This window comes from Streptomyces anthophorae (assembly GCF_049310305.1).
Lineage (GTDB): Bacteria > Actinomycetota > Actinomycetes > Streptomycetales > Streptomycetaceae > Streptomyces.
Genome location: NZ_JBLWQQ010000001.1, coordinates 2,718,517 through 2,743,864 on the forward strand (window position 1 = coordinate 2,718,517; position 25,348 = coordinate 2,743,864).

At 72.0% G+C, this 25,348-nt stretch carries 23 protein-coding genes; 15 read left to right on the forward strand and 8 right to left on the reverse strand.

What is annotated here, in order from left to right; translation table 11 throughout:
• Window positions 1-74 precede the first annotated feature (74 nt).
• The 8 genes from ACNYS0_RS12080 to ACNYS0_RS12115 all read left to right on the forward strand — a co-directional run bounded on the left by ACNYS0_RS12080 (window position 75) and on the right by ACNYS0_RS12115 (window position 6,755).
• Entirely contained in the window at window positions 75-854 is a 780-nt protein-coding gene (locus ACNYS0_RS12080) for an amino acid ABC transporter ATP-binding protein (protein WP_399230211.1), read from the forward strand.
• A 94-nt stretch (window positions 855-948) separates the two neighbouring features.
• Window positions 949-1,869 carry a glutamate ABC transporter substrate-binding protein gene (locus ACNYS0_RS12085; protein WP_422473139.1) on the forward strand — a complete coding sequence of 307 codons (921 nt, stop codon included), beginning with the start codon at window positions 949-951 and terminating at the stop codon, window positions 1,867-1,869.
• 143 nt (window positions 1,870-2,012) lie between these two features.
• Complete coding sequence (locus tag ACNYS0_RS12090; RefSeq protein WP_422473141.1) at window positions 2,013-2,660, forward strand: amino acid ABC transporter permease; 648 nt, start codon at window positions 2,013-2,015, stop codon at window positions 2,658-2,660.
• Complete coding sequence (locus ACNYS0_RS12095; RefSeq protein ID WP_422473143.1) at window positions 2,657-3,655, forward strand: amino acid ABC transporter permease; 999 nt, start codon at window positions 2,657-2,659, stop codon at window positions 3,653-3,655. Before ACNYS0_RS12090 ends, ACNYS0_RS12095 begins: the two co-directional genes overlap by 4 nt.
• 212 nt (window positions 3,656-3,867) lie before the next feature.
• Window positions 3,868-5,553: an FAD-dependent monooxygenase gene (locus ACNYS0_RS12100; protein WP_422473145.1), complete on the forward strand. Its 1,686-nt coding sequence runs from the start codon at window positions 3,868-3,870 to the stop codon at window positions 5,551-5,553.
• Between the two features lie 60 nt (window positions 5,554-5,613).
• Window positions 5,614-5,703: a putative leader peptide gene (locus ACNYS0_RS12105; protein ID WP_385769274.1), complete on the forward strand. Its 90-nt coding sequence runs from the start codon at window positions 5,614-5,616 to the stop codon at window positions 5,701-5,703.
• Window positions 5,704-5,793: 90 nt separating this feature from the next.
• Entirely contained in the window at window positions 5,794-6,363 is a 570-nt protein-coding gene (locus tag ACNYS0_RS12110; RefSeq protein ID WP_422473147.1) for a cupin domain-containing protein, read from the forward strand.
• Window positions 6,354-6,755, forward strand: coding sequence for a rhodanese-like domain-containing protein (locus tag ACNYS0_RS12115; RefSeq protein WP_422482606.1), 402 nt, complete (start codon window positions 6,354-6,356; stop codon window positions 6,753-6,755). Before ACNYS0_RS12110 ends, ACNYS0_RS12115 begins: the two co-directional genes overlap by 10 nt.
• A 126-nt stretch (window positions 6,756-6,881) precedes the next feature.
• Here ACNYS0_RS12115 and recX read toward each other — a convergent pair whose 3' ends face one another.
• Window positions 6,882-7,661: a recombination regulator RecX gene (recX, locus tag ACNYS0_RS12120; RefSeq protein ID WP_422473149.1), complete on the reverse strand. Its 780-nt coding sequence runs from the start codon at window positions 7,659-7,661 to the stop codon at window positions 6,882-6,884.
• Window positions 7,662-7,667: 6 nt separating this feature from the next.
• Window positions 7,668-8,789, reverse strand: a complete 1,122-nt coding sequence (recA, locus tag ACNYS0_RS12125; protein WP_422473151.1) for a recombinase RecA — start codon at window positions 8,787-8,789, stop codon at window positions 7,668-7,670.
• A 243-nt stretch (window positions 8,790-9,032) separates the two neighbouring features.
• On the opposite strand from recA, the gene ACNYS0_RS12130 reads away from it, so the two are divergent.
• Complete coding sequence (locus ACNYS0_RS12130) at window positions 9,033-9,953, forward strand: aminoglycoside phosphotransferase family protein (protein ID WP_422473153.1); 921 nt, start codon at window positions 9,033-9,035, stop codon at window positions 9,951-9,953.
• Window positions 9,954-10,036: 83 nt separating this feature from the next.
• A complete protein-coding gene (locus tag ACNYS0_RS12135) occupies window positions 10,037-10,801 on the forward strand; it encodes a hypothetical protein (protein WP_422473154.1) in 765 nt (254 codons plus the stop codon).
• 6 nt (window positions 10,802-10,807) lie between these two features.
• On the opposite strand, the gene ACNYS0_RS12140 is transcribed toward ACNYS0_RS12135, so the two are convergent.
• Window positions 10,808-12,034, reverse strand: coding sequence for an AI-2E family transporter (locus tag ACNYS0_RS12140; RefSeq protein ID WP_422473156.1), 1,227 nt, complete (start codon window positions 12,032-12,034; stop codon window positions 10,808-10,810).
• 57 nt (window positions 12,035-12,091) lie between these two features.
• On the reverse strand, window positions 12,092-12,286 hold the full coding sequence (locus ACNYS0_RS12145) for a DUF3046 domain-containing protein (RefSeq protein WP_422473158.1): 195 nt from the start codon (window positions 12,284-12,286) through the stop codon (window positions 12,092-12,094).
• A 79-nt stretch (window positions 12,287-12,365) separates the two neighbouring features.
• On the opposite strand from ACNYS0_RS12145, the gene ACNYS0_RS12150 reads away from it, so the two are divergent.
• Entirely contained in the window at window positions 12,366-13,316 is a 951-nt protein-coding gene (locus ACNYS0_RS12150) for a hypothetical protein (protein ID WP_422473160.1), read from the forward strand.
• Between the two features lie 96 nt (window positions 13,317-13,412).
• Here the strand turns inward: ACNYS0_RS12150 and ACNYS0_RS12155 are convergent, their stop codons facing one another.
• Window positions 13,413-14,591 carry a PucR family transcriptional regulator gene (locus ACNYS0_RS12155; RefSeq protein WP_422473162.1) on the reverse strand — a complete coding sequence of 393 codons (1,179 nt, stop codon included), beginning with the start codon at window positions 14,589-14,591 and terminating at the stop codon, window positions 13,413-13,415.
• A gap of 157 nt (window positions 14,592-14,748) precedes the next feature.
• Between ACNYS0_RS12155 and ACNYS0_RS12160 the strand changes: the two genes are divergently transcribed.
• The gene (locus ACNYS0_RS12160) at window positions 14,749-16,152 is read left to right on the forward strand and encodes an alkyl sulfatase dimerization domain-containing protein (RefSeq protein ID WP_422473164.1); all 1,404 of its coding nucleotides are present in this window, start codon (window positions 14,749-14,751) and stop codon (window positions 16,150-16,152) included.
• Window positions 16,152-17,441, forward strand: a complete 1,290-nt coding sequence (locus tag ACNYS0_RS12165) for an MFS transporter (RefSeq protein WP_422473166.1) — start codon at window positions 16,152-16,154, stop codon at window positions 17,439-17,441. Before ACNYS0_RS12160 ends, ACNYS0_RS12165 begins: the two co-directional genes overlap by 1 nt.
• Here the strand turns inward: ACNYS0_RS12165 and ACNYS0_RS12170 are convergent.
• The 3 genes from ACNYS0_RS12170 to ACNYS0_RS12180 are packed head-to-tail and all read right to left on the reverse strand — an operon-like array spanning window position 17,431 to window position 19,435.
• Window positions 17,431-17,739 carry an AzlD domain-containing protein gene (locus ACNYS0_RS12170; RefSeq protein WP_422473168.1) on the reverse strand — a complete coding sequence of 103 codons (309 nt, stop codon included), beginning with the start codon at window positions 17,737-17,739 and terminating at the stop codon, window positions 17,431-17,433. The two genes, ACNYS0_RS12165 and ACNYS0_RS12170, sit on opposite strands and share 11 nt — an antisense overlap.
• Window positions 17,736-18,485, reverse strand: a complete 750-nt coding sequence (locus ACNYS0_RS12175; RefSeq protein ID WP_422482608.1) for an AzlC family ABC transporter permease — start codon at window positions 18,483-18,485, stop codon at window positions 17,736-17,738. Before ACNYS0_RS12175 ends, ACNYS0_RS12170 begins: the two co-directional genes overlap by 4 nt.
• Window positions 18,437-19,435, reverse strand: a complete 999-nt coding sequence (locus ACNYS0_RS12180) for an AraC family transcriptional regulator (protein WP_422473170.1) — start codon at window positions 19,433-19,435, stop codon at window positions 18,437-18,439. The genes ACNYS0_RS12175 and ACNYS0_RS12180 overlap by 49 nt, the downstream gene beginning before the upstream one ends.
• Window positions 19,436-19,522: 87 nt before the next feature.
• Between ACNYS0_RS12180 and ACNYS0_RS12185 the strand changes: the two genes are divergently transcribed.
• Together ACNYS0_RS12185 and ACNYS0_RS12190 are read left to right on the forward strand one after the other, a co-directional pair.
• Window positions 19,523-24,376: an ATP-dependent helicase gene (locus ACNYS0_RS12185; RefSeq protein ID WP_422473172.1), complete on the forward strand. Its 4,854-nt coding sequence runs from the start codon at window positions 19,523-19,525 to the stop codon at window positions 24,374-24,376.
• A 93-nt stretch (window positions 24,377-24,469) separates the two neighbouring features.
• Window positions 24,470-25,276, forward strand: a complete 807-nt coding sequence (locus ACNYS0_RS12190; RefSeq protein ID WP_422473174.1) for an Fpg/Nei family DNA glycosylase — start codon at window positions 24,470-24,472, stop codon at window positions 25,274-25,276.
• Window positions 25,277-25,348: the final 72 nt, after the last annotated feature.

The following is a 25,348-nucleotide window of genomic DNA, read 5'->3' on the forward strand; positions in this document are numbered from 1 at the left end:
CCTCAGATGTAATGACGCTGGTCGTACGGGGTTACTACTGTCCTCCCAACCGAGGAGGACGGAGCAAGACCCCGATGACCGAAGTTTCGGTGACCAAGGACGCCACTCCCCCTGCGGGCGACGCACTGGTCGCACTGAGCCGAGTCAACAAGCACTTCGGCGCGTTGCACGTGCTCCAGGACATCGACCTGACCATCGCGCGAGGTGAGGTCGTCGTCGTCATCGGCCCGTCGGGCTCCGGCAAGTCGACGCTGTGCCGCACGATCAACCGCCTGGAGACCGTCGATTCCGGCGACATCACGATCGACGGCAAGCCGCTGCCCCAGGAGGGCAAGGAACTGGCCCGCCTGCGCGCCGACGTAGGGATGGTCTTCCAGTCGTTCAACCTCTTCGCGCACAAGACGGTGCTGGAGAACGTGACGCTGGGGCAGGTCAAGGTCCGCAAGACGGACAAGAAGGCGGCCGAGGACAAGGCACGTGCGCTCCTCGACCGCGTCGGTGTCGCCGCGCAGGCCGACAAGTACCCCGCGCAGCTCTCCGGCGGGCAGCAGCAACGCGTCGCCATCGCAAGGGCGTTGGCGATGGACCCGAAGGTGATGCTCTTCGACGAGCCGACGTCCGCGCTCGACCCGGAGATGATCAACGAGGTCCTGGAAGTGATGCAGCAGCTCGCCCGGGACGGCATGACGATGGTGGTGGTCACGCACGAGATGGGCTTCGCCCGCTCCGCGGCCAACCGTGTCGTCTTCATGGCGGACGGCCGGATCGTCGAGGAGGCCGTTCCCGACCAGTTCTTCAGCAATCCGCGCAGCGACCGGGCCAAGGACTTCCTGTCGAAGATCCTGCACCACTAGACGCGCGCCCCGCGCGGGGCCGCAACCGGCGGCCCGCGCGCGCGTGTTGCCTTATTCCCTACTGCCGAATCTGCCGACACGAAGGATGTTCACCATGAAGCTCCGTAAGTCCGCCGCCGCGGCCGCCGCCGTCGCCGCGCTCGCGCTGACCGCCACCGCCTGTGGCGGCGAGTCCGGCAACGCCGGTGACAAGCCCGCCGGGGCCTCGGGTGGCAAGAACCAGCCGAAGCTGCCCACGTACGCGGTGAAGAGCGATGTGAAGGTCGACTCCGCGACCCTGAAGAAGGCCCAGAAGGCCGGCAAGCTCGTCATTGGCTCCAAGGACGACCAGCCGTACCTGGGCTTCCAGGACTCCAGCGGCAAGCGCTCCGGCTTCGACATCGAGATCGCCAAGATGGTCGCGGCCGACCTCGGCTTCAAGCCCAGCCAGATCACCTTCAAGACGATCGACTCCGGCGTCCGCGAGACCACCATCTCCAAGGGCGATGTCGACCTCTACGTAGGCACGTACACGATCAACGACGAGCGCAAGAAGCAGGTCGGCTTCGCGGGCCCGTACATGCAGGCCGGCGCCGACCTCCTCGTCCGCAGCGACGAGAAGGGCATCACGGGCCCGACGTCCCTGAAGGGCAAGAAGGTCTGCTCGATCAAGGGCTCGACCCCGCTTCAGGAGATCAAGAAGCCCAAGTACGGCGCCGAGACCGTCGAACTGGCGAAGTACTCGGAGTGCGTGCAGCAGCTGCTCAACAACGAGGTCGACGCCGTCACCACCGACGACGCGATCCTGAAGGGCTACGCCGCGCAGAACCCGAAGAAGCTGAAGGTCGTCGGCAAGCCCTTCACCGAGGAGCCGTACGGCGTCGGCATGGGCAAGGACGACAAGGCCCTGCGCGACGCGGTCTCCGACGCCCTGGAGGCGCACGAGAAGAACGGCGACTACAAGAAGGCCTACGACGCGACGCTCGGCCTCTCCGGCGCCGAGTACACCGAGCCGCCGGCCCTGGAGCGCTACTGAGCGCTGCTGAGCGTTCGGCACTCCTGAGCGTCCAGCCGCCTGTCTCTCGCAGGCAGTGAGTTGACCGTGGCCCTGTACGCCGCCTCGGCGTACAGGGCGCGGCTCCCCCTGCCCGACCGCTGCCGCCCCACGAGGAACTCCCCGTGAATGTACTGCTCGACCACCTTTCGGAATTCCGCGAGGGATTCCTCGGCACCATAGGCCTGACCCTGGCCAGTGGCCTCCTCGCGATGCTGCTCGGCACGATCCTCGCCGGTTTCCGGGTCTCACCCGTACCGCCCCTGCGGTACTTCGGCACCGCCTGGGTCACGCTCTTCCGCAACACCCCGCTGACGCTGCTGTTCCTCGTCATCTGGTTCGCGGTGCCCCAGGTCCTCGACTTCGGCTTCAGCCCCTGGGTCAAGGCCCTGATCGTGCTGAGCTGCTACACCTCGTCGTTCGTCTGCGAGGCGGTGCGCTCCGGCATCAGCACCGTGCCGCTCGGACAGGCCGAGGCGGCGCGCTCGATCGGCATGTCGTTCTTCCAGACGCTCGGCCTGGTCATCCTGCCGCAGGCGGTGCGCACCGTGCTGCCGCCGCTGAGCTCCATCTTCATCGCGCTGACCAAGAACTCGGCCATCGCGGGCGCCTTCAGCGTCACCGAACTGTTCGGCTGGCAGAAGCTGTTGAGCGACCAGGGGTACCCGATCGCCTGGGTCTTCCTGTGGGTGGCACTCGGCTACCTGGTCATCACCTTCGCCATCAGCATCTTGTTCCGGGTGCTCGAGAGGACCCTGGAGGTCGCCCGATGAGTGCCAGCGTTCTCTACGACGCCCCGGGCCCCAAGGCCCGCACGCGCAACCGGATCTACACCGTCGTCGGTACGCTCGCGGTCGTCGGCCTGATCGTCTTCGTCATCGCGCAGCTCGCGTCCAAGGATCAGTTCTCCGCCGCCAAGTGGGACATCTTCAACTACGCCAACGTTCGTGCGGCGATCCGTGACGGCATCCTGACCACGCTGAAGGTCTTCGCCGCCGCGGGCGCGCTCTCACTGGTGTTCGGCGTCGTCCTGGCGGTGGCCCGCCACTCGGACCACCGGCCGATCCGCTGGTTCGCCACGGGCTTCATCGAGCTGTTCCGCGCCATCCCGCTGCTGATCACCATTTACGCCCTGTGGGTTCTTTTCCTCACCTACAAGAGCGACCTGGGCGTCATCGGCGAGAACAACGCCTTCTGGGCGCTGGTGATCGGTCTGACGGTCTACAACAGCTCGGTTCAGGCCGAGGTGCTGCGGGCCGGCTTCCAGGCCGTGCCGCGCGGACAGGTCGAGGCGGCCTACGCGCTGGGGCTGCGCAAGTATCAAGTGATGACCATGCTGCTGCTGCCGCAGGCCATCCGCTCGATGCTGCCGACGATTATCAGCCAGCTCGTGGTCACCCTCAAGGACACCTCGCTCGGCTACATCATCACGTACGCGGAGCTTCTGTACGCGGCCCGCAAGCTGGCCAACAACACCCTGGTCGAGGGCGAATACCCGTACGTCCCCGTGCTCATCGTGACCGGCACGATCTACGTCCTGATGTGTCTGGCGCTGTCGGGGCTCGCCAACTGGATCGAGCGCCGCGGGCGCCGCGCCAAGACCGGCATCAAGGTGGCCGCGGCCGCCGAACCCGTCGGCGAGGGCGGTCTGATGGACGCCGCGGACCTGCCCGGCGGGGCCGGCCACGGAGCCGCCGCTTCCGAGGCGACCGCCGAGCCGTCACAGAGCGATGACCGATCCGAAGGACCTGGTTCGCCGAGGAGTTGACCCGACCCCGGGCGCGGGGCCTGAGCTGCACGGCGGCAGTGGCGTGATCGCCACTGCCGCCGTCACTTGACGCAAGCACCGGCAATGGGTTGCATACGCTCTGTGAACGCGCACCCCGCTCCAACTGCCCGTCCTTGTACGTCCAGTACGCCGCCCGTGCCCTGGCACGGGACACTTCCCGGCGGGCCGCTCGGGGCGGGAGGGGCCACGCCGTGGACCCGGTGATCGTCGTCGGCGCCGGCCCGGTCGGGCTCGCGCTGTCCCTCGCCCTCGCCCGGCACGGTGTGCCTTCCGTACTGCTGGACGAGGGCCCCGGCAAGGACGAACAGCGGCCGGCGCGCACGGTGGTGCTGCGCGAGGACACCGCGGCCCTCGCCGAACGGCTCGCGGGTACGTCGTTCGAGGGGATCGGTGCCCGCTGGACGGGTTGGCGTTCCATGCGCCGCAAGCAGGTGATGGGTGTGCTCACCTTCGGTGAGCAGAACGCGGAGAGTGAGCGGGGGGCATCCGGTGGACCGGTGTCACCCGGTGGGCCGGTGTCGCCCGGCGAATCGCTGCCCGCTCCGCTGCACATCGCCCAGCACGACCTGACGGACGCCCTGCGCAGAGCCGTCGCCGCCGAGCGGCTCATCAAGGTCGCCGTCGACAGCCGCCTCGACTCGATCGAGGAGGAGAAGAGCGGCCTGACCGCACACACCCGCGGGCCGAAGGGCACATGGTGGCGCGGCAGTTACCTGGTGGGCTGCGACGGGCCCCGCTCCACGGTCCGCAAGCTCCTCGACATCCGCTTCCCGGGCCGCACCGCCGTCGAACGGCACGCGGTCGCGGCGCTGCGCGCGGAACTTCCGTGGCCCGGTGAGGCGTTGCTCCATCGGAGCCCTCCGTGGCGGACCTCGGGCCGCTCGGGCTCGGAGGTCGTCGGCCGCCCCCTCGCCGACGGCGTCTGGCGCCTGGACTGGCTGCTGCCGCCCCGCAGCGACCTGGTCACCCCGGATGCCCTGGTCACCCGCATCCGGGAGACGCTCGCGGGCTGGTGCGGAGGCTCCACCCCGCCGTACGAACTGCTCGACACCGGAGTCCATACGGTCCACCACCGGCTCGCCCGCCGGTGGCGCGTGGGCCGCGTCTTCCTCGCGGGGGACGCGGCGCACCTGCTGGGCGCGCTCGGCACCCAGGGCCTGGACGAGGGGCTGCGCGACGCCGACAACCTCGCCTGGAAGCTCGCTCTGGCCTGGCACGACGGGACGCACTCCGCCGCCGAAGCGCTGCTCGACAGCTATCAGGCCGAGCGCCGGGCCGTGGTGGCCGGACGGCTGCGCGCGGCGGACCAGGCGCTGCCGATACTGCGCGGTGGCGGCGGGCTGCGGGCGTACGTCCCCGGTGCCGCGCGCGGGCACGACGCGCTGCTCACGGACGGTCACCTGGGGCACGGTCCGCTCGGCGCGCCGGGGGCGTACTCCGACTCACCGCTCGCGCCTGCGCGCTCCGAATCGCAGGTGGAGGTGGGCACGGCGCCCGGCACGCCGATCACCGACGTCGAGGTGACCGCGCCCGACGGCTCGTCCGTACGCCTCAGGGACCGGCTCGGCCGCGGGCCGCTGCTCGTCGTCCTCGTCGCCCCCGGGACCGGGGTGTGGGAGCGCAAGCACTGGATGTCGGCGGGGCTGATGCCACGGCTCGCGGCGGCCGTCGCGGCGCTCCCCCACGAGGCCGAGCTGCTCGTCGCGGAGCGTTACCCGCAGGCTCCCGCGCACACGGTGCTGCTGATCCGGCCCGACGGCCATCTGGTCACGGCCCTGAGCGGCGTCCGCCCTGCGGAGCTGTACGAGGCCGCGCGCGTGGCCGTGGGCAGGCCCGCGGAGGAGAAGGGGCCGGTGAAGAGCGGCGCCGGCCGCTGATCGGCCGGCCGTTCCCTCGGTGAGTTGACCGTCTCCTGCCCCCATGGTGTACTCCGGAGCGTGACGGTCGACACCGATGTACGCCTGTGGCGGAGGGTCCATATGGACCTCGTCCGCTACGCGGGCTGCGTGTGTCACCCCTCCTGCTGAATTCGCACTTCGCATTCCTTCCTTCCACGCGCCCACGCCGTCCGGCGTTTTGGCGGCGCGTGCTGCTCGCGAACTCTCAGGACGGTACTGGTGTCCAGTTTCACGCAATCCGCTCCCGCGCAATCCGCTGCGCACTCCCGTACGGCCTCCGCCCGTACGCCGTCGGCCGCGCCCACGCAGGCCGACCTCCTCGCATTCGTCCGCCGCGTCGCCGAGGACCGCGACCTGATCGCCTCGCTCCCGCTCGATCCGGAGGGCCGCACATGGCTGCGGCTCGAAGGCCCCGACGGCAGCGAGGCCTGGCTCATCGGCTGGCCTCCGGGCACCGGCACGGGCTGGCACGACCATGCCGAGTCCGCCGGCGCCTTCCTGACCGCGGGCGGCGCCCTCACGGAGAACTCGCTCGCCGCCCGCCTTCCCACCGACGGCTGGAAGACCCTGGAACTCTCCGAAGACGTCGACAGGGAACGAAAGTTGACGGCGGGTGAGGGGCGCGCCTTCGGTCGGCACCATGTGCACGAGGTCCTGAACGAGTCCCTCACCGAACACGCCGTCTCGGTCCACGCCTACTACCCGCCGCTCCCCCGGATCCGGCGCTACAGCCGCACCGGCCCGGTGCTGCGTCTGGAGTCGGTGGAGCGCCCGGAGGACTGGCAGTGAGCGCCTCGCCGGTGGGCATCGACGAGCTTCTCGAGCGGGTGCGCACCGGTCTCGACCGTGTCGAGGCGCGGGCGGCGTTCGACGCGGCGTCCCATGGCGAGGCGCTCCTGGTCGACATCCGGTACGCGGAGCTGCGGGAACGCGACGGCCTGATCCCCGGCGCGCTCGTGGTCGAGCGCAACGAACTGGAGTGGCGCCTCGATCCCCGTGGCAGCCACCGTGCCCCGGAGGCCACCGGTCACGACCTGCGTGTCGTGGTCGTCTGCAACGAGGGCTACGCGTCGAGCCTCGCCGCCGCCTCCCTGCACCAACTGGGCCTGCACCGCGCGACGGACCTGGTCGGCGGCTTCCAGGCCTGGCGAGCGGCGGGACTGCCCGTCACGGAGGCCTAGAGAGGCGGGCTGTGGTGGTCCGGGGGCGCGAGAGCGCGGCGCCCCCGGCACCCGGCACCCGGCACCCGGCACCCGGCACCCGGCACCCGGCACCCGGCACCCGCTGAGTCGACACCCGCAGAGCCGTTACTCGAAGCCCAAGTCCTCTGTTTCCTCCCCCTCTTCCTCCAGCGCCTGCCGCACCACTCGCAGCGCCATGCCCTCCGGATAGCCCTTGCGGGCGAGCATCCCCGCGAGACGGCGCAGCCTCTTGTCCCGCTCGAGGCCCCGCGTGGAACGGAGCTTGCGCGCAACGAGCTCGCGCGCGGTCTCCTCTTCCCGCTCGGAGTCGAGCTGGCCGACCGCCTCGTCGATCACCGTCGAGTCCACGCCCTTGGTGCGCAACTCACGGGCGAGCGCCCGGCGGGCGAGCCCCCGGCCGTGGTGCCGCGACTCCACCCACGCGTCCGCGAACGCGCTGTCGTTGATCAGCCCCACCTCTTCGAAACGGGTGAGCACCTCGTCCGCCACGTCATCGGGGATCTCGCGCTTGTGCAGTGCGTCGGCCAGCTGCTTGCGCGTGCGCGGAGTCCCGGTGAGCAGACGCAGACAGATGTTCCGCGCCCGCTCAGCCGGGTCTCCTGACGGCGCCCCCCGCTCGGCCCTCGACGAGTCAGGGGGGCCGTCGTCCTCTTCGGCGCCGGGCGGATCCCCGAATCCGCCCCGGCGCCGGCGCCCGCGCGGTCCGGCCCCGCTCCGCTTGCGCCCACCACGGCGCGGCCCGTCCGCCGCGCCGCTCCCCGCTTCGACGTCGTCCCCGGCCTCGCCGTACGCCGCGTCGTCGTACACCCCGCCGCCCCCGCTCCCCCGGCCCTCGGGAACGGCGAAGCGTACGTCGTCATCGGCCCAGTCGGTTCGTCGTGTCACGGCGGACTAGCTCTTGGCCGCCGCGGCCTTGGACTTGGCCGCCTTGGGCGCGGGCACCGTCTTGCCCGCGTCCTCGGCAGGGGCGGCCTCCGCCGTCGCGTCCGCGGCCGGCTCGGCAGCCGGCTCCTCCGGTCGGACGCCGACGCCCAGCTTCTCCTTGATCTTCTTCTCGATCTCGTTGGCCAGGTCGGGGTTGTCCTTCAGGAAGTTGCGCGCGTTCTCCTTGCCCTGGCCGAGCTGGTCGCCCTCGTACGTGTACCAGGCGCCGGCCTTGCGGACGAAGCCGTGCTCCACGCCCATGTCGATCAGGCCGCCCTCACGGGAGATGCCCTGCCCGTAGAGGATGTCGAACTCGGCCTGCTTGAAGGGCGGCGCGACCTTGTTCTTGACGACCTTGACGCGGGTGCGGTTGCCGACCGCGTCCGTGCCGTCCTTCAGGGTCTCGATACGACGGATGTCGATGCGCACCGAGGCGTAGAACTTCAGCGCGCGGCCACCGGTCGTGGTCTCGGGCGAGCCGAACATCACGCCGATCTTCTCGCGCAGCTGGTTGATGAAGATCGCGGTGGTCTTGGACTGGTTGAGCGCGCTGGTGATCTTCCGGAGCGCCTGGCTCATCAGGCGGGCCTGGAGACCCACGTGCGAGTCACCCATCTCGCCCTCGATCTCCGCGCGCGGCACGAGCGCGGCGACGGAGTCGATGACGATCAGGTCGAGGGCGCCGGAGCGGACCAGCATGTCGACGATCTCGAGAGCCTGCTCGCCGTTGTCCGGCTGGGACAGGATCAGGTTGTCGATGTCGACGCCGAGCTTCTTGGCGTACTCGGGGTCGAGCGCGTGCTCGGCGTCCACGAAGGCCACCTGGCCGCCGGCCTTCTGCGCGTTGGCCACGGCGTGCAGGGTCAGGGTCGTCTTACCGGAGGACTCCGGCCCGTACACCTCCACCACTCGGCCACGCGGAATGCCGCCGACGCCGAGCGCGACGTCGAGCGCGGTCGACCCGGTGGGGATGACCTCGATGGGCTCATTCGGCCGCTCGCCCATGCGCATCACTGCGCCCTTGCCGAATTGCCGTTCAATCTGCGCGAGCGCGGCGTCGAGCGCCTTCTCGCGGTCGGTTCCTGCCATGGGTTCCACCCGGTTTGCTTGAGTCGATCGCTTCACGCCAAAGACGCTAACGCCTGCCACTGACAATCGGCCTCGACGCCTGTCTCGCCTGTGGATAACTCGAGGCTCCTCGCCCGGCCACCCTCCCCGAATCCCTTGGAAACACTGGGAAAAGTGGCTCTGGACATTCCATAAGAATGGATGTTCGATTTTGGTGTCAAGCGCGCCACGCGGGTCGGCGCGCCTCGGCTACCGTGACTCCGCATGACCCACACAGCGACCGAGATCACCGCAGAACTGGTCCAGGAGCTGCTCCACGAACAGCACCCCGACCTGGCCGACCGCCCCGTGAGACTCGGCGCCCGCGGCTGGGACAACCAGCTGTGGCGGCTCGGTGAGGACCTCGCCGTCCGGCTGCCCTGGGCCACCGACTCGGCGGACGCCCTGCTGCGCAAGGAGCACGCCTGGCTGCCTTCTCTCGCCGCGGATCTCCCCCTGCCCGTCCCTGTCCCCCAGCGCCTCGGTGAGCCCTCCGAGCGGTTTCCCCGCCCCTGGATCGTCACCACCTGGGTGCCGGGCACCCCTGCCGACCGGGCCCCTGTCACCTCCGCCGGCTCGGCCGACGCCTTGGCCGCCTTCCTGACCGCTCTCCACCGTCCGGCCCCCGAAGGGGCGCCGGACGGCCGCGACCGCGGGCGCGGGGGCCCGCTGAGCGAGCATGCCGAGGGCTTCGCCCAGCAACTCGAGGAGGCCACCGAGCGCGGCCTGATCCCCGACCCGGACGCGGTTCGCGCGGTCTGGGACGACGCCGCCGGTGCGCCGGAGTGGTCGGGGCCGCCGCTGTGGCTCCACGCCGACCTGCACCCGGCCAACGTCCTCACCTCGGCCGGCACGTTCTGCGGTGTGATCGACTTCGGGGACCTCTGCGCGGGCGATCCGGCCTGCGACATCGCCGCCGCTTGGCTGCTGCTGCCGGAGGGCGCCACCGAGCGCTTCCACAGCGTCTACCGGCCGGCCTCCGACGCCGCCACCCTGCGCCGTGCCCGCGGCTGGGCCGTGATCAAGGCCCTGGTCTGCATCCTCATCGGGCACGCCGGAGACCACGGCCGCCCCGGCGGCAAGCCCTCCTGGGGGCCGCCCGGACACGCCTCGCTGCGCCGCCTTGTCGCGTCGGCCGCGCGCTGACCCAGGCGTACTCCCCGCGTCGTACGGCGGGTGTCTTCGGCCGGACGACGACCACAGGGGCCCGTGTGACGAGCCTTGTGCCCATGGCCACCCATGCGAACCGAGCCCCGATCCGCCGCCCAGCCGAGCGCCTTTGCCACGCGACCGGCGCCGCCCTGGTCGCGTCCGGCCTCGTGCACCTCGTCGTCCTCGGAGTCGACGGCGGCCCCTGGAACGGGCCGGTCTCCTGGCACAAGCCCATCACCTTCGGGCTCTCCTTCGGCCTGACACTCATGGCCGTCACGTGGGTGACCTCGTACCTCAAGGTCGGCGCCCGGCTGCGCACCGCCCTGCTCGTGGTGTTCGCCGCGGACTGCGTCCTGGAGGTCGCCGGCATCACGCTTCAGGCATGGCGCAAGGTGCCGTCGCACCTCGACATGGAGACCGCGTTCGACAGCGCCGTCTCCATGTCCCTCGCGGTGGGCGGCGGCATCCTGGTGGCACTGCTGACGTGCTTCGCCGTGGTGTCCTTCAGGAACAGCCCGGGCGGCCCCACCGGGATGGCTCTCGCCGTGCGCACCGGCTTCGCCGTCCTCCTGGTGGCCCTCGCGTCCGGCGCGGCGATGATCGCGCGCGGTGTCCTCCTGGCGCGGACCGGCCACCAGGAAGCGGCCTACCACTCGACGGCCCCACTCAAGCCGCTGCACGGTGTCGGCCTGCACGCCGTGCTGGTGCTCCCGGCCCTGGCCTGGTTGATGTCCCGCACGGCCTGGAGCGAACGCCGCAAACTGCGCGTCATGTACGCGGCGGTCGGCTGCTACGCGGCCGCCGTACTCGCGTCCGCGCTGTGGGCGGCCCTCACGTACTGAAGCGGGCTACCGCTCCCCGGAATCCGGCTCTTTCACGACGCGTCGCATCCGCACCCAGACCGATGCCCCTCGTCTGCGGTGCCCGTGCACGCGCGGGTCGTCGGTGACGTCGTAGCGCTTCACGTACGCCCCCAGGAACGCCTGAAGCGTCGCGACGGCGGGAATCGAGATCAGGGCTCCGACGGCCCCCAGGAGCGCGGTGCCCGCGATGACCGAACCGAAGGCGACCGCCGGATGGATGTCCACGGTCTTCGCGGTCAGCTTCGGTTGCAGCACATAGTTCTCGAACTGCTGGTACACGACCACGAAGACGAACACCCACAGCGCGTACCAGGGGTTCACCGTGAAGGCGATCAGCATCGGCAGGGCGCCCGCCAGATATGTGCCGATGGTCGGGATGAACTGCGAGACGAGCCCCACCCACACGGCGAGCACGGGCGCGTACGGGACGTCGAACGCCGCGAGCAGGATGTAGTGCGCGATCCCCGAGATGAGCGCCATGAGGCCGCGCGAGTAGAGATACCCGCCGGTCTTGTCGACGGCGATCTCCCAGGCGCGCAGCACCTCGGCCTGCTTGGCGGGCGGCAGGACCGAGCACAGCGCACGCCGCAGGCGCGGGCCGTCGGCGGCGAAGTAGAAGGAGAACAGCAGGACGGTCAGGAGCTGGAACAGCCCGCCGAGCACCTGCGTGGAGACGTCCAGGACGCCGGTGGCACTGTTCTGGACGTACTTCTGGAGCCAGTCCGAGTGCAGCAGGCTGTCCTGCACCTCGACCCTGTTGAGGTCCGTGTGGAACGTGGCGTTGACCCAGCTGATGAGCTGGTCGAGGTACTTCGGGAAGTCGTCGAACATGTCCACGATCTGGCCCGCGAGCATCGACCCGAGCAGCACGACGAAGCCCGCGCTCACGGCCGTCACCGCGAGGAACACCAGGAAGGTGGCGAAGCCCCTGCGCAGGCCGCGCGCCGCCATCCTGCTGACCGCGGGCTCCACGGCGAGCGCCAGGAAGAACGCGATCAGCACGTTGATCAACAGCCCGATCAGCTGGTGGAAGGCCCAGTAGCCCAGCTGGAAGCAGGCGATGAGGGCCAGAGCGAGCACCATGGCGCGCGGCAGCCAACGCGGCATCCCCGCGCGCGGAGTCGGCGCGGAGCCCGGCGGCCGCTCGGGCGGCGTGGTGCCGGGCGGCGCGGCGTCGTCCGCCACCTGGGAGGTTTCGTCTGTCGGTGCCACGCTGTCAGTCTCGCCCACGCCGCCGACAATCGTCGGCCGCCCCCGTTCCGTCACTCTTCAGCGCTTCCCATCCGGTACGTCCATCGTTGTGCACACGACACGCCAGACGTCCTTGGCATCCCAGCCCGCGTCGAGCGCCTGGTGGACCGTTCGCCCACCGAGCCCCGCCATCACATGATCACGCGCGAACGTGTCGGCGTAACCGGATCCGAAGTGATCCGTCATTCGCTGCCAGAAGACCGTCAACCGCATGCGTCCAGTATCCCGCCCCTGAGAGTGCAGCCGTGCCCGGGAGGCTCGTCGAGAACGCTTTCCGTCCTACGGTCGGTGCATGGCCGAATCCGGAGCTTCCCCACTCCCCCCGTCGCCCCCGGCACGCTCCCCGCTGTCCCGTGCCGAGACATTCATCTGGCTGACCGCACGAGTCCTTGAACAGCGCCGCTTCGCCTATCACTTCTTGGGCGGCTCCCCCGCGGCGGCCGACGCCGTCGAGACGGCGCTGACCGCGTACCGCAACGAGGACGAGGGCTATGGACACGCTCTCGAACCGGACCTGCGCGGCCCGGTGAGCCAGCCCCTGCACACCGGACACGCGCTGCGGGTCCTCGACTCGATCGGCCGGTGCTCGGGGCAGCGCGTGGAGCGCGTGTGCCGCTACCTGACCGCCGTCTCCACCCCGGAAGGCGCGCTTCCTGCGGTGCATCCCAGCCAACGCGGCTACCCCTGTGCCCCGTTCGTCCCGGTGGTGGACGACCCGCCGAGCGAGCTGCTGGCCACCGGCCCCGTCGTCGGACTGCTGCACCGCAACGAGGTGTGGAACGCCTGGCTGTTCCGGGCCACCGACTTCTGCTGGTCGTCCGTCGAGTCCCTGAAGACATCCCACCCGTACGAGGTCCAGGCCGCGGTCGCCTTCCTGGACAGCGCACCCGACCGCTCGCGCGCGCGGGTCGCAGCCGACCGGCTCGGCCGTCTCGTGCGCGAGCAGCGGCTCGCGGTGCTCGATCCGGAGCGCAGGGAGGACTATCCGGTGGCGCCCGGCTACGGGCCGGACGAGCACCACTTCCCGTACGACTTCGCCAAGGTTCCCGAATCGCTGGCCCGCTCCTGGTTCACCGACGAGGAGATGGCCCGGTCGCTCGACCACCTGGTGAGCGAGCAGCAGGAGGACGGTGGTTGGCCGATCAATTGGCAGCAGTGGGCGCCGGCGATCTCCATGGAGGCACGCCCCATGGTGACCATCGACGCACTGCGCACGCTGCGCGCCTACGGGCGTCTTCTTTAGCGCCGCTGGTGCCCGCCGCTGGTGCCTCTCGTCCCTCAGCGCCGCTGTAGTTCCGCTGTTGTCGCGCCGCGCTCTTCCGTAGTGCCCCGTTCCCGCTCAGTGGTCCGCGTCGCGCAGGAGCAGCGCCGCGATGGCCAGAGCCGTGCCACGGGGTGACGACAGTTCGATGCCGGTCCACTCGGCGATCTTCGCCAGCCGGTTGTCGACCGTGTTCGGGTGCAGCCCGAGCACGTCGGCGGTGGCCCTGCGGTCCTGTTGGTGGGTCAGATGCGTGCGGAGCGTCTCCAGGAGCTCCGGCCGCTCGGCGACCGGGTCGAGGAGCGCGGCGATGAGGTGGCTGCTCTCGTTGCGCCGCGAGAGGTGGTACTCGAGGAGCACGTCGTCGAGGCGGTGCAGACCCGGTGGCAGGCCGCACGCGCGCGTGATGCGCAGGATCTCGGTCGCCGTGCGGGCCGCTTCGGGGATGGACTCGGGGCCGTCCGCCCGCACCGCGGCCACCCGTACGGGCAGGCCGCCCGCCCGGCTCAGGTGGTGCGGCAGGTCGTCGGGCGGAGGGAGGTCCTTCGGGACGACGACCCGTCCTCCGTCACCGTCCAGGAGGGTGAGCACGGTCGCACCGAAGGTCCGGTCCAGGACGCGCTGCAACCGGCGCAGCCGGCGGCGCACCGCGACGGGCCCCTCCGAGGGAGCGGCGTCCGTCCCGAGTGCGAGCACATGGGCGGGCCCCGTCAGCCGGAGCTGGTCGAGGAGCACGTGTCCGGGCGGAACCATCCCGTCGAGCAGCCCTCGCACCAACGACCGCTGCTGCGCGTGCCGTTCGGCCTCCAGCGCGGACCGCTCGTCCAGGTACGTCTCGGCGACCGCCCCGACGACGTCCGGCTGAGCCCGCAGCAGGAGGTCCACGAGTTCGACGAGGGCCGCCTCGTCCCCGGGCCCCGCCGCCTCGCGCAGCGCCCGCCACAGGACGTAGGAGCCAAGGGCGTGCGTGCGCAGCAGGAGGTGCAGCGGCATGCCCTCCTCGGCCCGCTGAGCGGCCCTCTCGCGGAACAGCTGGTGGCTTCCGGGCCGTCGGGCGTCCGGGTCGTCGACGTGGCGCAGGAACAGCCGCACGCCGTACCGCGCGGTCGCCGCGATCTCCAGGTCCTTCACATCGTCCGGCAGCTCCGCGTAGCCGGGGAGTTCCTCGAAGGCCTCCCTTGCCATGCGCCGCGCCAGTTCGTTGACGCGCGGCTCGCAGCGCGCGGCGAGAGAACGTGCTTCCGGGGACAACGACACGGGCCCTCCACCGACGTCGGCTGCTGAGCGCCCCATTGTGACGCGTCACAGCACCGGGGCGGTCGGGATGTGACGCCGAACGCTGTTCCGGGCTTCTCCGTGCGCCTTGACTCGGAGGCGGCCCAGGAAACGAACCCCACCCGGAGGAACCGCACCCATGACCGAGCACAACACCGCACCGGAGACGGCAGCACGGAAGCCGGTGGACTACGCCGCCTACGCGGACCGGGTCTGGGAGGGGACGGAGACGCTGCTCCCGCATCTCTCGGGCGCCTACACGGGGGAGGAACTGGTGCGACTGAGCCCGCGGGTGGGCTTCTTCCCCGCCTTCGCCAACGTGACCGCCTTCGACACCGGTGACGGTGCGGTGCTCGTCGATTCGGGCGACTTCCGTACGGCGGCGCGACTGCACACGGCGGTCAAGGGGTTCGGGGCGGGCCCGGTGCGCTCCGTGGTGTACACACACGGGCACGTGGATCACGTCTTCGGAGTGTTCCCCTTCGACAAGGAGGCGGAGAACACCGGCACCGCACGCCCCGAGGTGGTGGCGCACGAGGCCGTGTCCGCCCGCTTCGACCGCTACATCCGGACCGCCGGATACAACTCGTGGATCAACCGTCGCCAGTTCGGCGTGCCCTCCCTGGAGTGGCCCACCGCGTACCGCTACCCGGACACCGTCTACCGGGACCGGCTGACGTTCCGCCGCGGCGAGCTGACCTTCGAGCTCGTCCACGCGCGCGGGGAGACCGACGACCACACCTACGTATGGGTGCCGGAACTCAAGGCCCTGTGCACGGGGGACCTGTTCATCTGGAACACGCCGAACGCGGGCAACCCGCAAAAGGTGCAGCGCTACCCAGAGGACTGGGCGCGGGCCCTGCGCTCCATGCAGGAGCTCGGCGCGGAGCTGCTGCTGCCGGGGCACGGCGTGCCCATCATGGGCGTCGAACGCGTGAACCGCGCCCTGGACGACACCGCGCGCTTCCTGGAGTCGCTCTGCGAGCAGACGCGGGAGCTGATGAACGCGGGGCACCGGCTCGACACGGTCATCCACGAGGTGAAGGTCCCCGAAGAGCTCCTGTCCCGCCCGTACCTCCACCCCGCCTATGACGAGCCCGAGTTCGTCGTGCGCAACCTGTGGCGTCTGTGGGGCGGCTGGTACGACCAGAACCCGGCCCACCTCAAGCCTGCCCCCGAGGCGGCCGTCGCGGCCGAGTACGCGCGCGCGGCGGGCGGGGCAGCGGCGCTGGCCGAGCGGGCACGGGAGCTGCTCGCCGCGGGCGACACACGGCTCGCCTCGCATCTGGCGGAGACGGCGGCCCTGGCAGCTCCCACGGATCGCGACGTGGCACGCACGCGTGCCGAGGTGTACGCGCGGCGGGCGGGCAAGGAGCCCTCGACCATGGCACGCGGGGTCTTCTCCTGGGCGGCCGCCGAGTCCGCCGCGGTGGCCGAGGGCACGGACGTGGCCACGGAGCTGACGCGCTCCCCCGAGGGCCGCAAGCGGGCCGGGGGCTCGATCAGCGTCGGCGTGGTCGACGACGAGGACGGCTGCTGCTGATGCGCGGCGCATGGCGCACCACATGGCTGCTGCTCGCCTTCATGGTCGTGAACTTCGCGGACAAGGCGGTCCTGGGGCTCGCGGGCCCCGAGATCCGGGCGGACTTCGGTGTCAGCCGCCAGGAGTTCGGCACCGCGCAGTCGGCGTTCTTCGCACTGTTCTCGGTGGCGGCCCTCGGCGTATCGGCGCTCACGAAGCGGGTGCGCACGACGCCGTTGCTCCTGGGGCTCGCCCTGCTGTGGTCGGCGGCGCAGTTGCCGATGCTGTGGAGTGCGGCGGGCTTCGGCGCGCTGGTGGTCACGCGCGTCCTCCTGGGCGCCGCCGAGGGGCCGGCGGCCCCGGTCGCGATGCATCACGTGCACGGCTGGTTCCCGCAGCGTGAGCGGGCGCTGCCGACCGCGCTGCTGCTCGTCGGCGCCGCGGCCGGGGTCGCGGTGGCGGCGCCCGCGCTGAGCTGGGTGATCACCCACTGGGGCTGGCGCTGGTCGTTCGGCGCCGTGGGTCTTGTCGGCCTCGTCTGGGCGGCGCTGTGGCTCGTGTGGGGCAAGGAGGGTCCGCTGGCCCCAAGTGTCGGCAAAGACGCGGGAGAGGCGCCACAGGACAGCCTCACGGTGCCGCTGCGCCGCATCCTGTTGTCACCCACGTTCCTGACCGCGGCCTTCGGGTCCTTCGCCGCGTACTGGTCGATGAGCGCGACGCTGACCTGGGCGCCGGACTACATGGAGACGGTCATGGGCTGGGACCTGCACCAGGCCGGCACCATGGTCGGCGCGGGTGCCGTCGCTCACGGAGTCATCCTCCTGGCACACGGCCTGCTGGCGAGACGCTCGGCCCTGAAGGGCACGCCGCCCCGCCTCCCGGTGGGCGCGGGAGCGGGCCTCCTTGTCGCACTCTCGGGCTGCGCGACCGCGCTGTTCGGCCTCTCCGCATCGCACGCCGTGAAGGTACCGATGATGCTGGGGCCGATGGCGCTCGCCATGGTGATGCTCACGGTCGCGGTGACGGCCTGCTCCCGTATCGCGCCCCCGATCCAACGAGGCACGGTCCTGGGCGTATTGACGTGCGTGTACGCCCTCGGTGGCATCGTCTCGCCGCTCGTCCTGGGGCGGTTGGTGGACGGGGCCGCCACGGTGTCGGCCGGCTATGAACACGGTTGGCTGCTGACCGCGGGCCTCCTGGTGACGGGCGGTGTCCTGGCGGCCGCCTTCTGCCGCCCCGAGCGCACGGCAGGGCGGCTCGGCGTCCCGGAGACCCCGGCCGCCCTCCGCGCGCACCAGGTCACCCCGTAAACGCCCGTAGGCCCGCTGTGACCACCACGGCCGCCGCGATCACCACCAGGAACGGCGCCCTCAGCACGAGCGCGACGGCGGCCGCGGCGACCCCGGCCACCCTCTCGTCGAGGACCAGAACACGCCCGTCCGCGAACGTCTGCTGGGCCGTGAGGGCGGCCAGCAGAGCCACCGGGAGCAGCGCCGAAAGACGTTTCACCACGGGTCGTTCCAGGGCTCCCGCGGGCACCAGCAGACCGATCAGTTTCACTGCGTAGCAGCCGACCGCGGTGACCGCGATGGCGATCCAGACGTTCAACGGTCTTCTCCTTGTGGTGCGTCGGACGCCGCGGCGCGGCGGCGTCCCTCTACGTAGAGCGCGGCCGGGGCCGCCAGAGCAGCGACGAGCACCGGCACCCCGGCCGGCAGCACAGGAAGCAGGCCGAGGCCCAGCAGCACGGCGAGGCCCGCGACGGCCCGCTCCGTGGTCGTCTTCAGCATCGGAGCGAGCAGCGCCAGGAACACCGCGGGTCCGGCCGCGTCGAGCCCCCACGCGTCGGTGTCGCCGATGGCCGAGGCGCCCAGGGCGCCGAGCAGCGTGGTGAGGTTCCACAGCACGTACAGGGTCAGCCCGGTGACGGTGAAGCCGAGCCGCACGCTGCGTCGCGTCGGCTGTGCCAGGGCCACGGCCGACGTCTCGTCGATGACCCAGTGCGCGGCGAACGGCCGCACCGCGCGCGGGAGGGCGAGCAGCTGGGACAGGCGCAGCCCGTAGAACGCGTTGCGCACGCCCAGGAAGAACGCCCCCGCGGCGGCGGTGAGCGGGTTGCCGCCGGCCGCGAGCGCCCCGACGAGCGCGAACTGCGACGCCCCCGTGAAGACCAGGAGGCTGAGCGCGCAGGTCTGCAGCACGCTGAGCCCGCTCCCCGCCGAGGTCACTCCGAAGGCGAACCCGGAAAGGCCCACCGCGACGCCGACACCGAGCGCGTCACGGACGACGGCGGCGTCGGGCTTGCCTACCGCGCCCGCCTGCTCGGATCCGGAGCCGCACTCGGAGTCGAGCAGGAGCCGGTCCGTCCGCTCGGGCTCAGGAAGGTCGGCCTGTGCTGGGCGTATGTCTGTGGATGTCGTCTTGTCTGCCACGCCTCGCACGGTACGAGGAGGCCCGCGTCCTGTTCTTGTACGTTCTTGCGCTCGCGCTGGTACGCGCCCGGCGGCACCCCGACGATCCGGGTGAAGTGCCGGTTCAGGTGCGGCTGGTCGGTGAAGCCGAGGGCCACGGCGGCGTCGGCGGGCGCCGTCCCCGCCTCGAGGAGCCGCCGCGCCACGCGTACGCGCGCGTTGGTGAGCCAGGTGTGCGGCGGCATCCCGTACGTGTCGCGGAAGGCGCGCAGCAGCGCGAAGGGGCTGGTGCCGAGCTCGTCCGCGAGGGCTTCCAGGGACGGCGGGTCCGCCAGCCGCTCTTCGAGGACTTCACGTGCGCGGTCGGCGGCCGTGGCCCCTGCGGACCGCCTGGGCCGTGCCGCGAGCGAGGTTCCGTGGGCGCGCAGCAAGCGGGCGAGCACGACCCTGAGGAGGCTGTCGGCCGCCAGCGCGTTGCCCTGCTCCGCCGCCCTGTGCACCTCGTTGACCATCTGCGAGGCCTGCGGATCGGTGACGATCTGCTCGCCGAAGACGGTGGTGCCGCGCCCGGTGCCGGTCTCCGCGGCGATCTCGGCGATGACCTGGGCGGAGGGGTAGAGCGTGGCGTACGCCCAGCCGTCGGGGCCGCCCGCCCGCGCCGTGTGCGCCACCTCCGGATTGAGCATGACGACGGTCCCTGGGCCCGCGTTCAAGGTCCCGTCGGGCAGACCGATGGCCTCGACCCCACGCGTGACCGCGCCGATCACGAAGCCGTCGTGGCTGTGGCGCGGGAAGGTGTGCCGGACGTAGCGGGCCCGCAGCAGGTCCAGCCCCGGCAGCCGCTCATAGCGCCAGTGCCGCGCCCATTCGCCCTTCCCCGCTGTCCGTGCCATGGCCCCATTCTGCGTCAGGCCCTCGCGACGAACCACCCGTTTGTGCAGGTCACCGCCATTGTCAGTGGTGGGGTGCAGGATGGGGGCATGGTCAGGTCCAGGCAAGGGGCCCACAGCGCCTCGCAGGCCCTCAGTGGCTTCTCCCCCGCGACCCGCGGTTGGTTCACGGGGGCCTTCTCCGCGCCCACAGCCGCGCAGGCCGGTGCGTGGAAGGCGATCGGCGAAGGCTCGGACGTGCTGGTCGTCGCGCCGACCGGCTCGGGCAAGACACTCGCCGCGTTCCTCGCCGCGCTCGACCAGCTCGCGTCGACACCACCGCCGGCCGACCCGAAGAAGCGCTGCCGGGTCCTGTACGTGTCGCCGCTGAAGGCCCTCGCGGTGGACGTGGAGCGCAATCTGCGCAGCCCGCTGACCGGAATCCGTCAGGAGGCCGTCCGCCTCGGCCTGCCCGAGCCCGAGGTGAAGGTCGGCATCCGCTCCGGCGACACCCCGCCCGCCGAGCGCCGCGCACTGGCCACGCGCCCGCCGGACATCCTCATCACCACACCAGAGTCGTTGTTCCTGATGCTGACGTCGGCCACGCGCGACGCGCTGGCGGGCATCGACACGGTGATCCTGGACGAGGTGCACGCGGTGGCGGGCACCAAGCGCGGCGCCCACCTGGCTCTCTCCCTGGAGCGGCTGGACGAGCTGCTGCCGCGCCCGGCCCGCCGCATCGGCCTGTCCGCGACGGTGCGGCCGGTGGACGAGGTGGCGCGCTATCTCTCGCCTCAGCGCAGGGTGGAGGTCGTCCAACCCCCGTCGGGCAAGGAGTTCGACCTGTCGGTGGTCGTCCCCGTGGAGGATCTGGGCGAGCTCGGCGGCTCCCCGGTGGCCGATTCCGACCAGGGAGCCGAGCGCCCCTCGATCTGGCCCTCCGTGGAGGAGCGGATCACGGACCTGATCGAGGCCCACCGCTCGACGATCGTGTTCGCCAACTCCCGCCGCCTGGCCGAGCGCCTGTGCAACCGCCTGAATGAGATCGCCTACGAGCGCGCCACCGGCGAGCCCCTTCCCGAGGACCACTCCCCGGCCGAGCTGATGGCGGAATCGGGCGCCGCCAAGGGTGCTCCCCCGGTCATCGCGCGGGCCCACCACGGCTCGGTCTCCAAGGAGCAGCGTGCCCTCGTCGAGGAGGACCTGAAGGCGGGCCGGCTTCCCGCCGTGGTCGCCACCTCGAGCCTGGAGCTGGGCATCGACATGGGCGCGGTCGACCTCGTCGTGCAGGTGGAGTCGCCACCGTCCGTCGCGTCCGGCTTGCAGCGCGTGGGCCGTGCGGGCCACCAGGTGGGCGCGGTCTCCACGGGGGTCGTGTTCCCGAAGTACCGCGGTGACCTGGTGCAGTCGGCGGTGGTGACCGAGCGCATGCGGTCCGGCGCCATCGAGTCCCTGCGCCTGCCGGCGAACCCGCTGGACGTGCTCGCCCAGCAGCTGGTCGCGATGACGGCCCTGGACACCTGGCAGGTCGACGATCTGCTGACGCTGGTCCGCCGCGCCGCCCCGTTCGCCTCACTGCCGGAGTCGGCGTTCACGGGCGTGCTCGACATGCTGGCGGGCCGCTACCCCTCCGACGCCTTCGCCGAGCTGCGCCCGCGCGTCGTCTGGGACCGTGTGGCCGGCACCGTCACGGGCCGCCCCGGAGCGCAGCGCCTCGCCGTCACCTCCGGAGGCACGATCCCCGACCGCGGCCTCTTCGGCGTCTTCCTCGCGGGAGCCGACCCCAAGAAGGGTGGCGGCCGCGTCGGCGAGCTCGACGAGGAGATGGTCTACGAGTCCCGGGTCGGGGACGTCTTCACGCTCGGCACCAGCTCCTGGCGCATCGAGGACATCACGCGCGACCGCGTCCTCGTCTCGCCCGCCCCCGGAGTCCCCGGCCGCCTACCCTTCTGGAAGGGCGACCAACTGGGCCGCCCGCTCGAACTGGGCCGGGCGCTGGGCGCGTTCCTGCGCGAGGTCGGCTCCCAGAAGCCCGACGACGCGCGCGTGCGTCTCACCGCGGCGGGGCTCGACGAGTGGGCCGCGAACAACGTCCTGTCGTACCTCGCGGAGCAGCGCGAGGCCTGCGGCCACATCCCCGACGACCGCACGATCGTGGTCGAGCGGTTCCGCGACGAGCTGGGCGACTGGCGGGTCGTGGTCCACTCCCCGTTCGGCGCCCAGGTGCACGCTCCGTGGGCGCTCGCCCTCGGCGCCCGGCTCAGCGAGAAGTACGGCATGGACGCCCAGGTGATGCACGCCGACGACGGCATCGTGCTGCGCCTCCCGGACGCCGACCTGATGGGCCTGGACCTCCTCGACCAGGAACCCGCCAAGCCGGGCATGGAGTACGACGACGAGCAGGCCCCCATCGGTGCGGCCGACGTCGCCTTCGACAAGGGTGACGTGGACCAGATCGTCACCGACCAGGTGGGCGGCTCCGCCCTGTTCGCCTCGCGCTTTCGCGAGTGCGCCGCCCGCGCGCTGCTGCTGCCCCGCCGCAACCCCGGCAAGCGCACCCCGCTGTGGCAGCAGCGCCAGCGCGCCTCCCAACTGCTCCAGGTGGCGAGCGAGTTCGGCTCGTTCCCCATCGTCCTGGAGGCGATCCGCGAGTGCCTCCAGGACGTCTTCGACGTACCGGGCCTCGCCGAGCTGATGGGCGACATCGAGTCCCGCAAGGTCCGCCTCGTCGAGGTCACCACCCCGGAGGCCTCCCCCTTCGCCCGCTCGCTGCTGTTCGGTTACGTGGCGCAGTTCCTGTACGAGGGCGACTCACCGCTGGCCGAGCGCCGCGCGGCCGCGCTGTCCCTGGACTCCCGGCTGCTCGCCGAACTCCTCGGCCAGGCAGAGCTGCGCGAGCTGCTCGACGCGGAGGTCCTCACCGACCTGGAGCAGGAGCTTCAGTGGCGCACGGAGGACCGTCGCGTCAAGGACGAGGAAGGCGTCGCGGACCTGCTGCGCCTCCTCGGGCCGCTCACGGACGAGGAGTTGGCCGAGCGGGGCGCCGAGCCCGGCTGGGCCGAGAGCCTGGCGGGCGCCCGGCGCGCCATCCGCGTGCGGATCGCGGGCACCGAGCACTGGGCGGCGATCGAGGACGCGGGCCGCCTGCGCGACGCCCTCGGGACGGCTCTGCCGGTCGGCGTCCCCGAGGCCTTCACGGAGCCGGTCAAGGACCCGCTCGGCGACCTCCTGGCCCGCTACGCCCGCACCCACGGCCCGTTCACCTCCACCCAGGCGGCGGCCCGCTTCGGTCTCGGCGCCGCGGTGACGGAGGGCGCGCTCCAGCGCCTGGCCGCCCAGGGCCGTGTCGTCCAGGGCGAGTTCCACCCTGCGGGCATCGGCCAGGAGTGGTGCGATGCCACGGTGCTGCGCAGGCTGCGCCGCCGCTCTCTGGCCGCGCTGCGCCATGAGCTGGAGCCGGTGCCGCCGGCGGCGCTCGCCCAGTTCCTTCCGCAGTGGCAGCACGTGGGCGGGCACGGGCTGCGCGGGGTCGACGGTCTGGTCCGGGCGGTCGAACAGCTCCAGGGCGCCTCGGTCCCGGCCTCCGCCCTGGAGAAGCTCGTCCTGCCCTCACGCGTCTCCGGTTACGCGCCCGCGCTCCTCGACGAACTCACGGCATCCGGCGAGGTCCTGTGGGCCGGTGCGGGCTCGCTGCCCGGCAAGGACGGCTGGGTCAGCCTCTACCTCGCCGACACGGCCCCGCTGCTCCTCCCGCCCCCGCACCCCTTGGAGCTCACGCCGCTCCACCAGGCGGTCCTGGACGCGCTCTCCGGCGGCTACGGCCTGTTCTTCCGCCAGATCGCCGACCGGGTCCGGGCCACCCCTCTCGCTCAAGGCCTCGACGGCCAGGGAGGCGCACCCTTCGAGTTCACCGATCCCCAACTGGCCGACGCCCTCTGGGAGCTGGCCTGGTCGGGCCGCCTCACGAACGACACGCTGGCCCCGATGCGCGCGGTGCTCGGCTCCGGCCGCACCGCGGGCTCCACCGCGCACCGCGCCCGCAGAGCCGTGCCGCGCGGCCGCTACGGAGGCCTCACCGCGGGCGCCCGGCCCACATCACGCACCGGCCCGCCCACGGTCGCGGGGCGCTGGTCGCTGCTGCCCGCCCTGGAGCCCGATCCGACCGTGCGCGCCCACACCCTGGCCCGCACCCTCCTCGACCGGCATGGAGTGGTCACCCGTGGCGCGGTGGCCGCCGAAGGCGTCGAGGGCGGCTTCTCGGCGACGTACCGGGTCCTGTCCGTCTTCGAGGAGAGCGGACAGGCACGGCGCGGCTACGTGGTGGAGGGGCTCGGCGCGGCCCAGTTCGCGATGGACGGCGCCGTGGACCGCCTGCGCGCGGCGGCGAACGCGCAGGAGCGCGGCGCCGCACCCCCGGATCCGTACGCCCCGGTCGATGCCCCCGCCGGCAAGGGCAGGACCGCCGCGCCCCGCGCCCTCGTCCTGGCTGCGGCCGACCCGGCCAACGCGTACGGGGCCGCTCTGCCCTGGCCCGAGCCTCCCACCGGCGCGGGCCAGAAGCCGGGGCACAAGCCGGGCCGCAAGGCGGGCTCCCTGGTGGTCCTGGTCGACGGCGAACTGACGCTCTACATGGAGCGTGGCGGCAAGACCCTCCTGGCCTGGTCCGCGTCCGACCCGGCCCACACCGCTTCGGACCCGGCCCGCGCCGCGACGGCTTCGAATGCGGCTGGCACCGCGACCGAAGCGCGCACCTCCAGCCCCGCCCTCACCCCCGCCCAGCTCGCGGAGGACCCCCGCATGCCCGCCGCCGCGCAGGCGCTCGCCGAGGCGGCCCGCTCCGGCGCCCTCGGCACCATCACGGTCGAGCGCGTCAACGCGGAACCCGCGCTCAGCTCCCCGTACGCCTCTCTCCTGGAAGGAGCCGGATTCCACGCGACACCGCGCGGCCTGCGCCTGCGCGCGTGAGGCCGCCCTTCCCACCTCGCCGCGCCGCCTGAGGACACCGGTCGGCGCCCCGGCCCGCAGCGAACGCCTCCACACCGCCCTACGCTGGACGCCATGCCCGAAGGAGACACGGTCGCGCAGGTGGCGAAGCGGCTGCACGGCGCCCTCGCGGGCCAGGTACTGACCCGCTCGGACCTGCGTGTCCCGCGGTACGCCACAGCGGACCTCACCGGGCGCACCGTCCTGGACGTCACCCCGCGCGGCAAGCATCTGCTGACCCGGATCGAGGGCGGCCTCACCCTGCACTCGCACCTGAGGATGGACGGCGCGTGGAAGATCTACGCGCCGGGCGAGCGCTGGCGCGGCGGTCCGTCCCACCAGATCCGCGCGATCCTCGGCACCGAGACCCGCACCGCGGTCGGCTACCGGCTCCCGGTTCTGGAGCTGCTGCGCACCACCGAGGAGTCCAAGGCCGTCGGCCACCTGGGCCCCGACCTCCTCGGCCCGGACTGGGACCCGGACGCCGCGCTGCGCAACCTCCTCGGCGACCCCGCCCGTCCGCTCGGCGAGGCCCTGCTCGACCAGCGCAACCTCGCGGGCATCGGGAACATCTACAAGTCCGAGCTCTGCTTCCTGCTGCGCGTCACCCCGTGGCTCCCGGCCGGCGAACTGCCCGCCGAGACCGCGGACCGCCTCCCGCTCCTCGCCAAGAAGCTGCTCGAGGCCAACCGCGACCGGCCGTCCCGCATCACCACGGGCCGCCCCCGCCCCGACGAACGCCTCTACGTCTACGGCCGCTCCCACCGCCCCTGCCTGCGCTGCCGCACCCCCATCCGCACGGCCGACCAGGGCGACGGCTCCCGCGAACGCCCCACGTACTGGTGCCCGCGCTGCCAGCAGGGCCCGGCCCCCACGACGTAGCCGAACCCACGCCCGTCGCCGCGCACCGCCACCCACCAAAGCCACCAAGCGCAGCCGCCGTCCGCGACCACC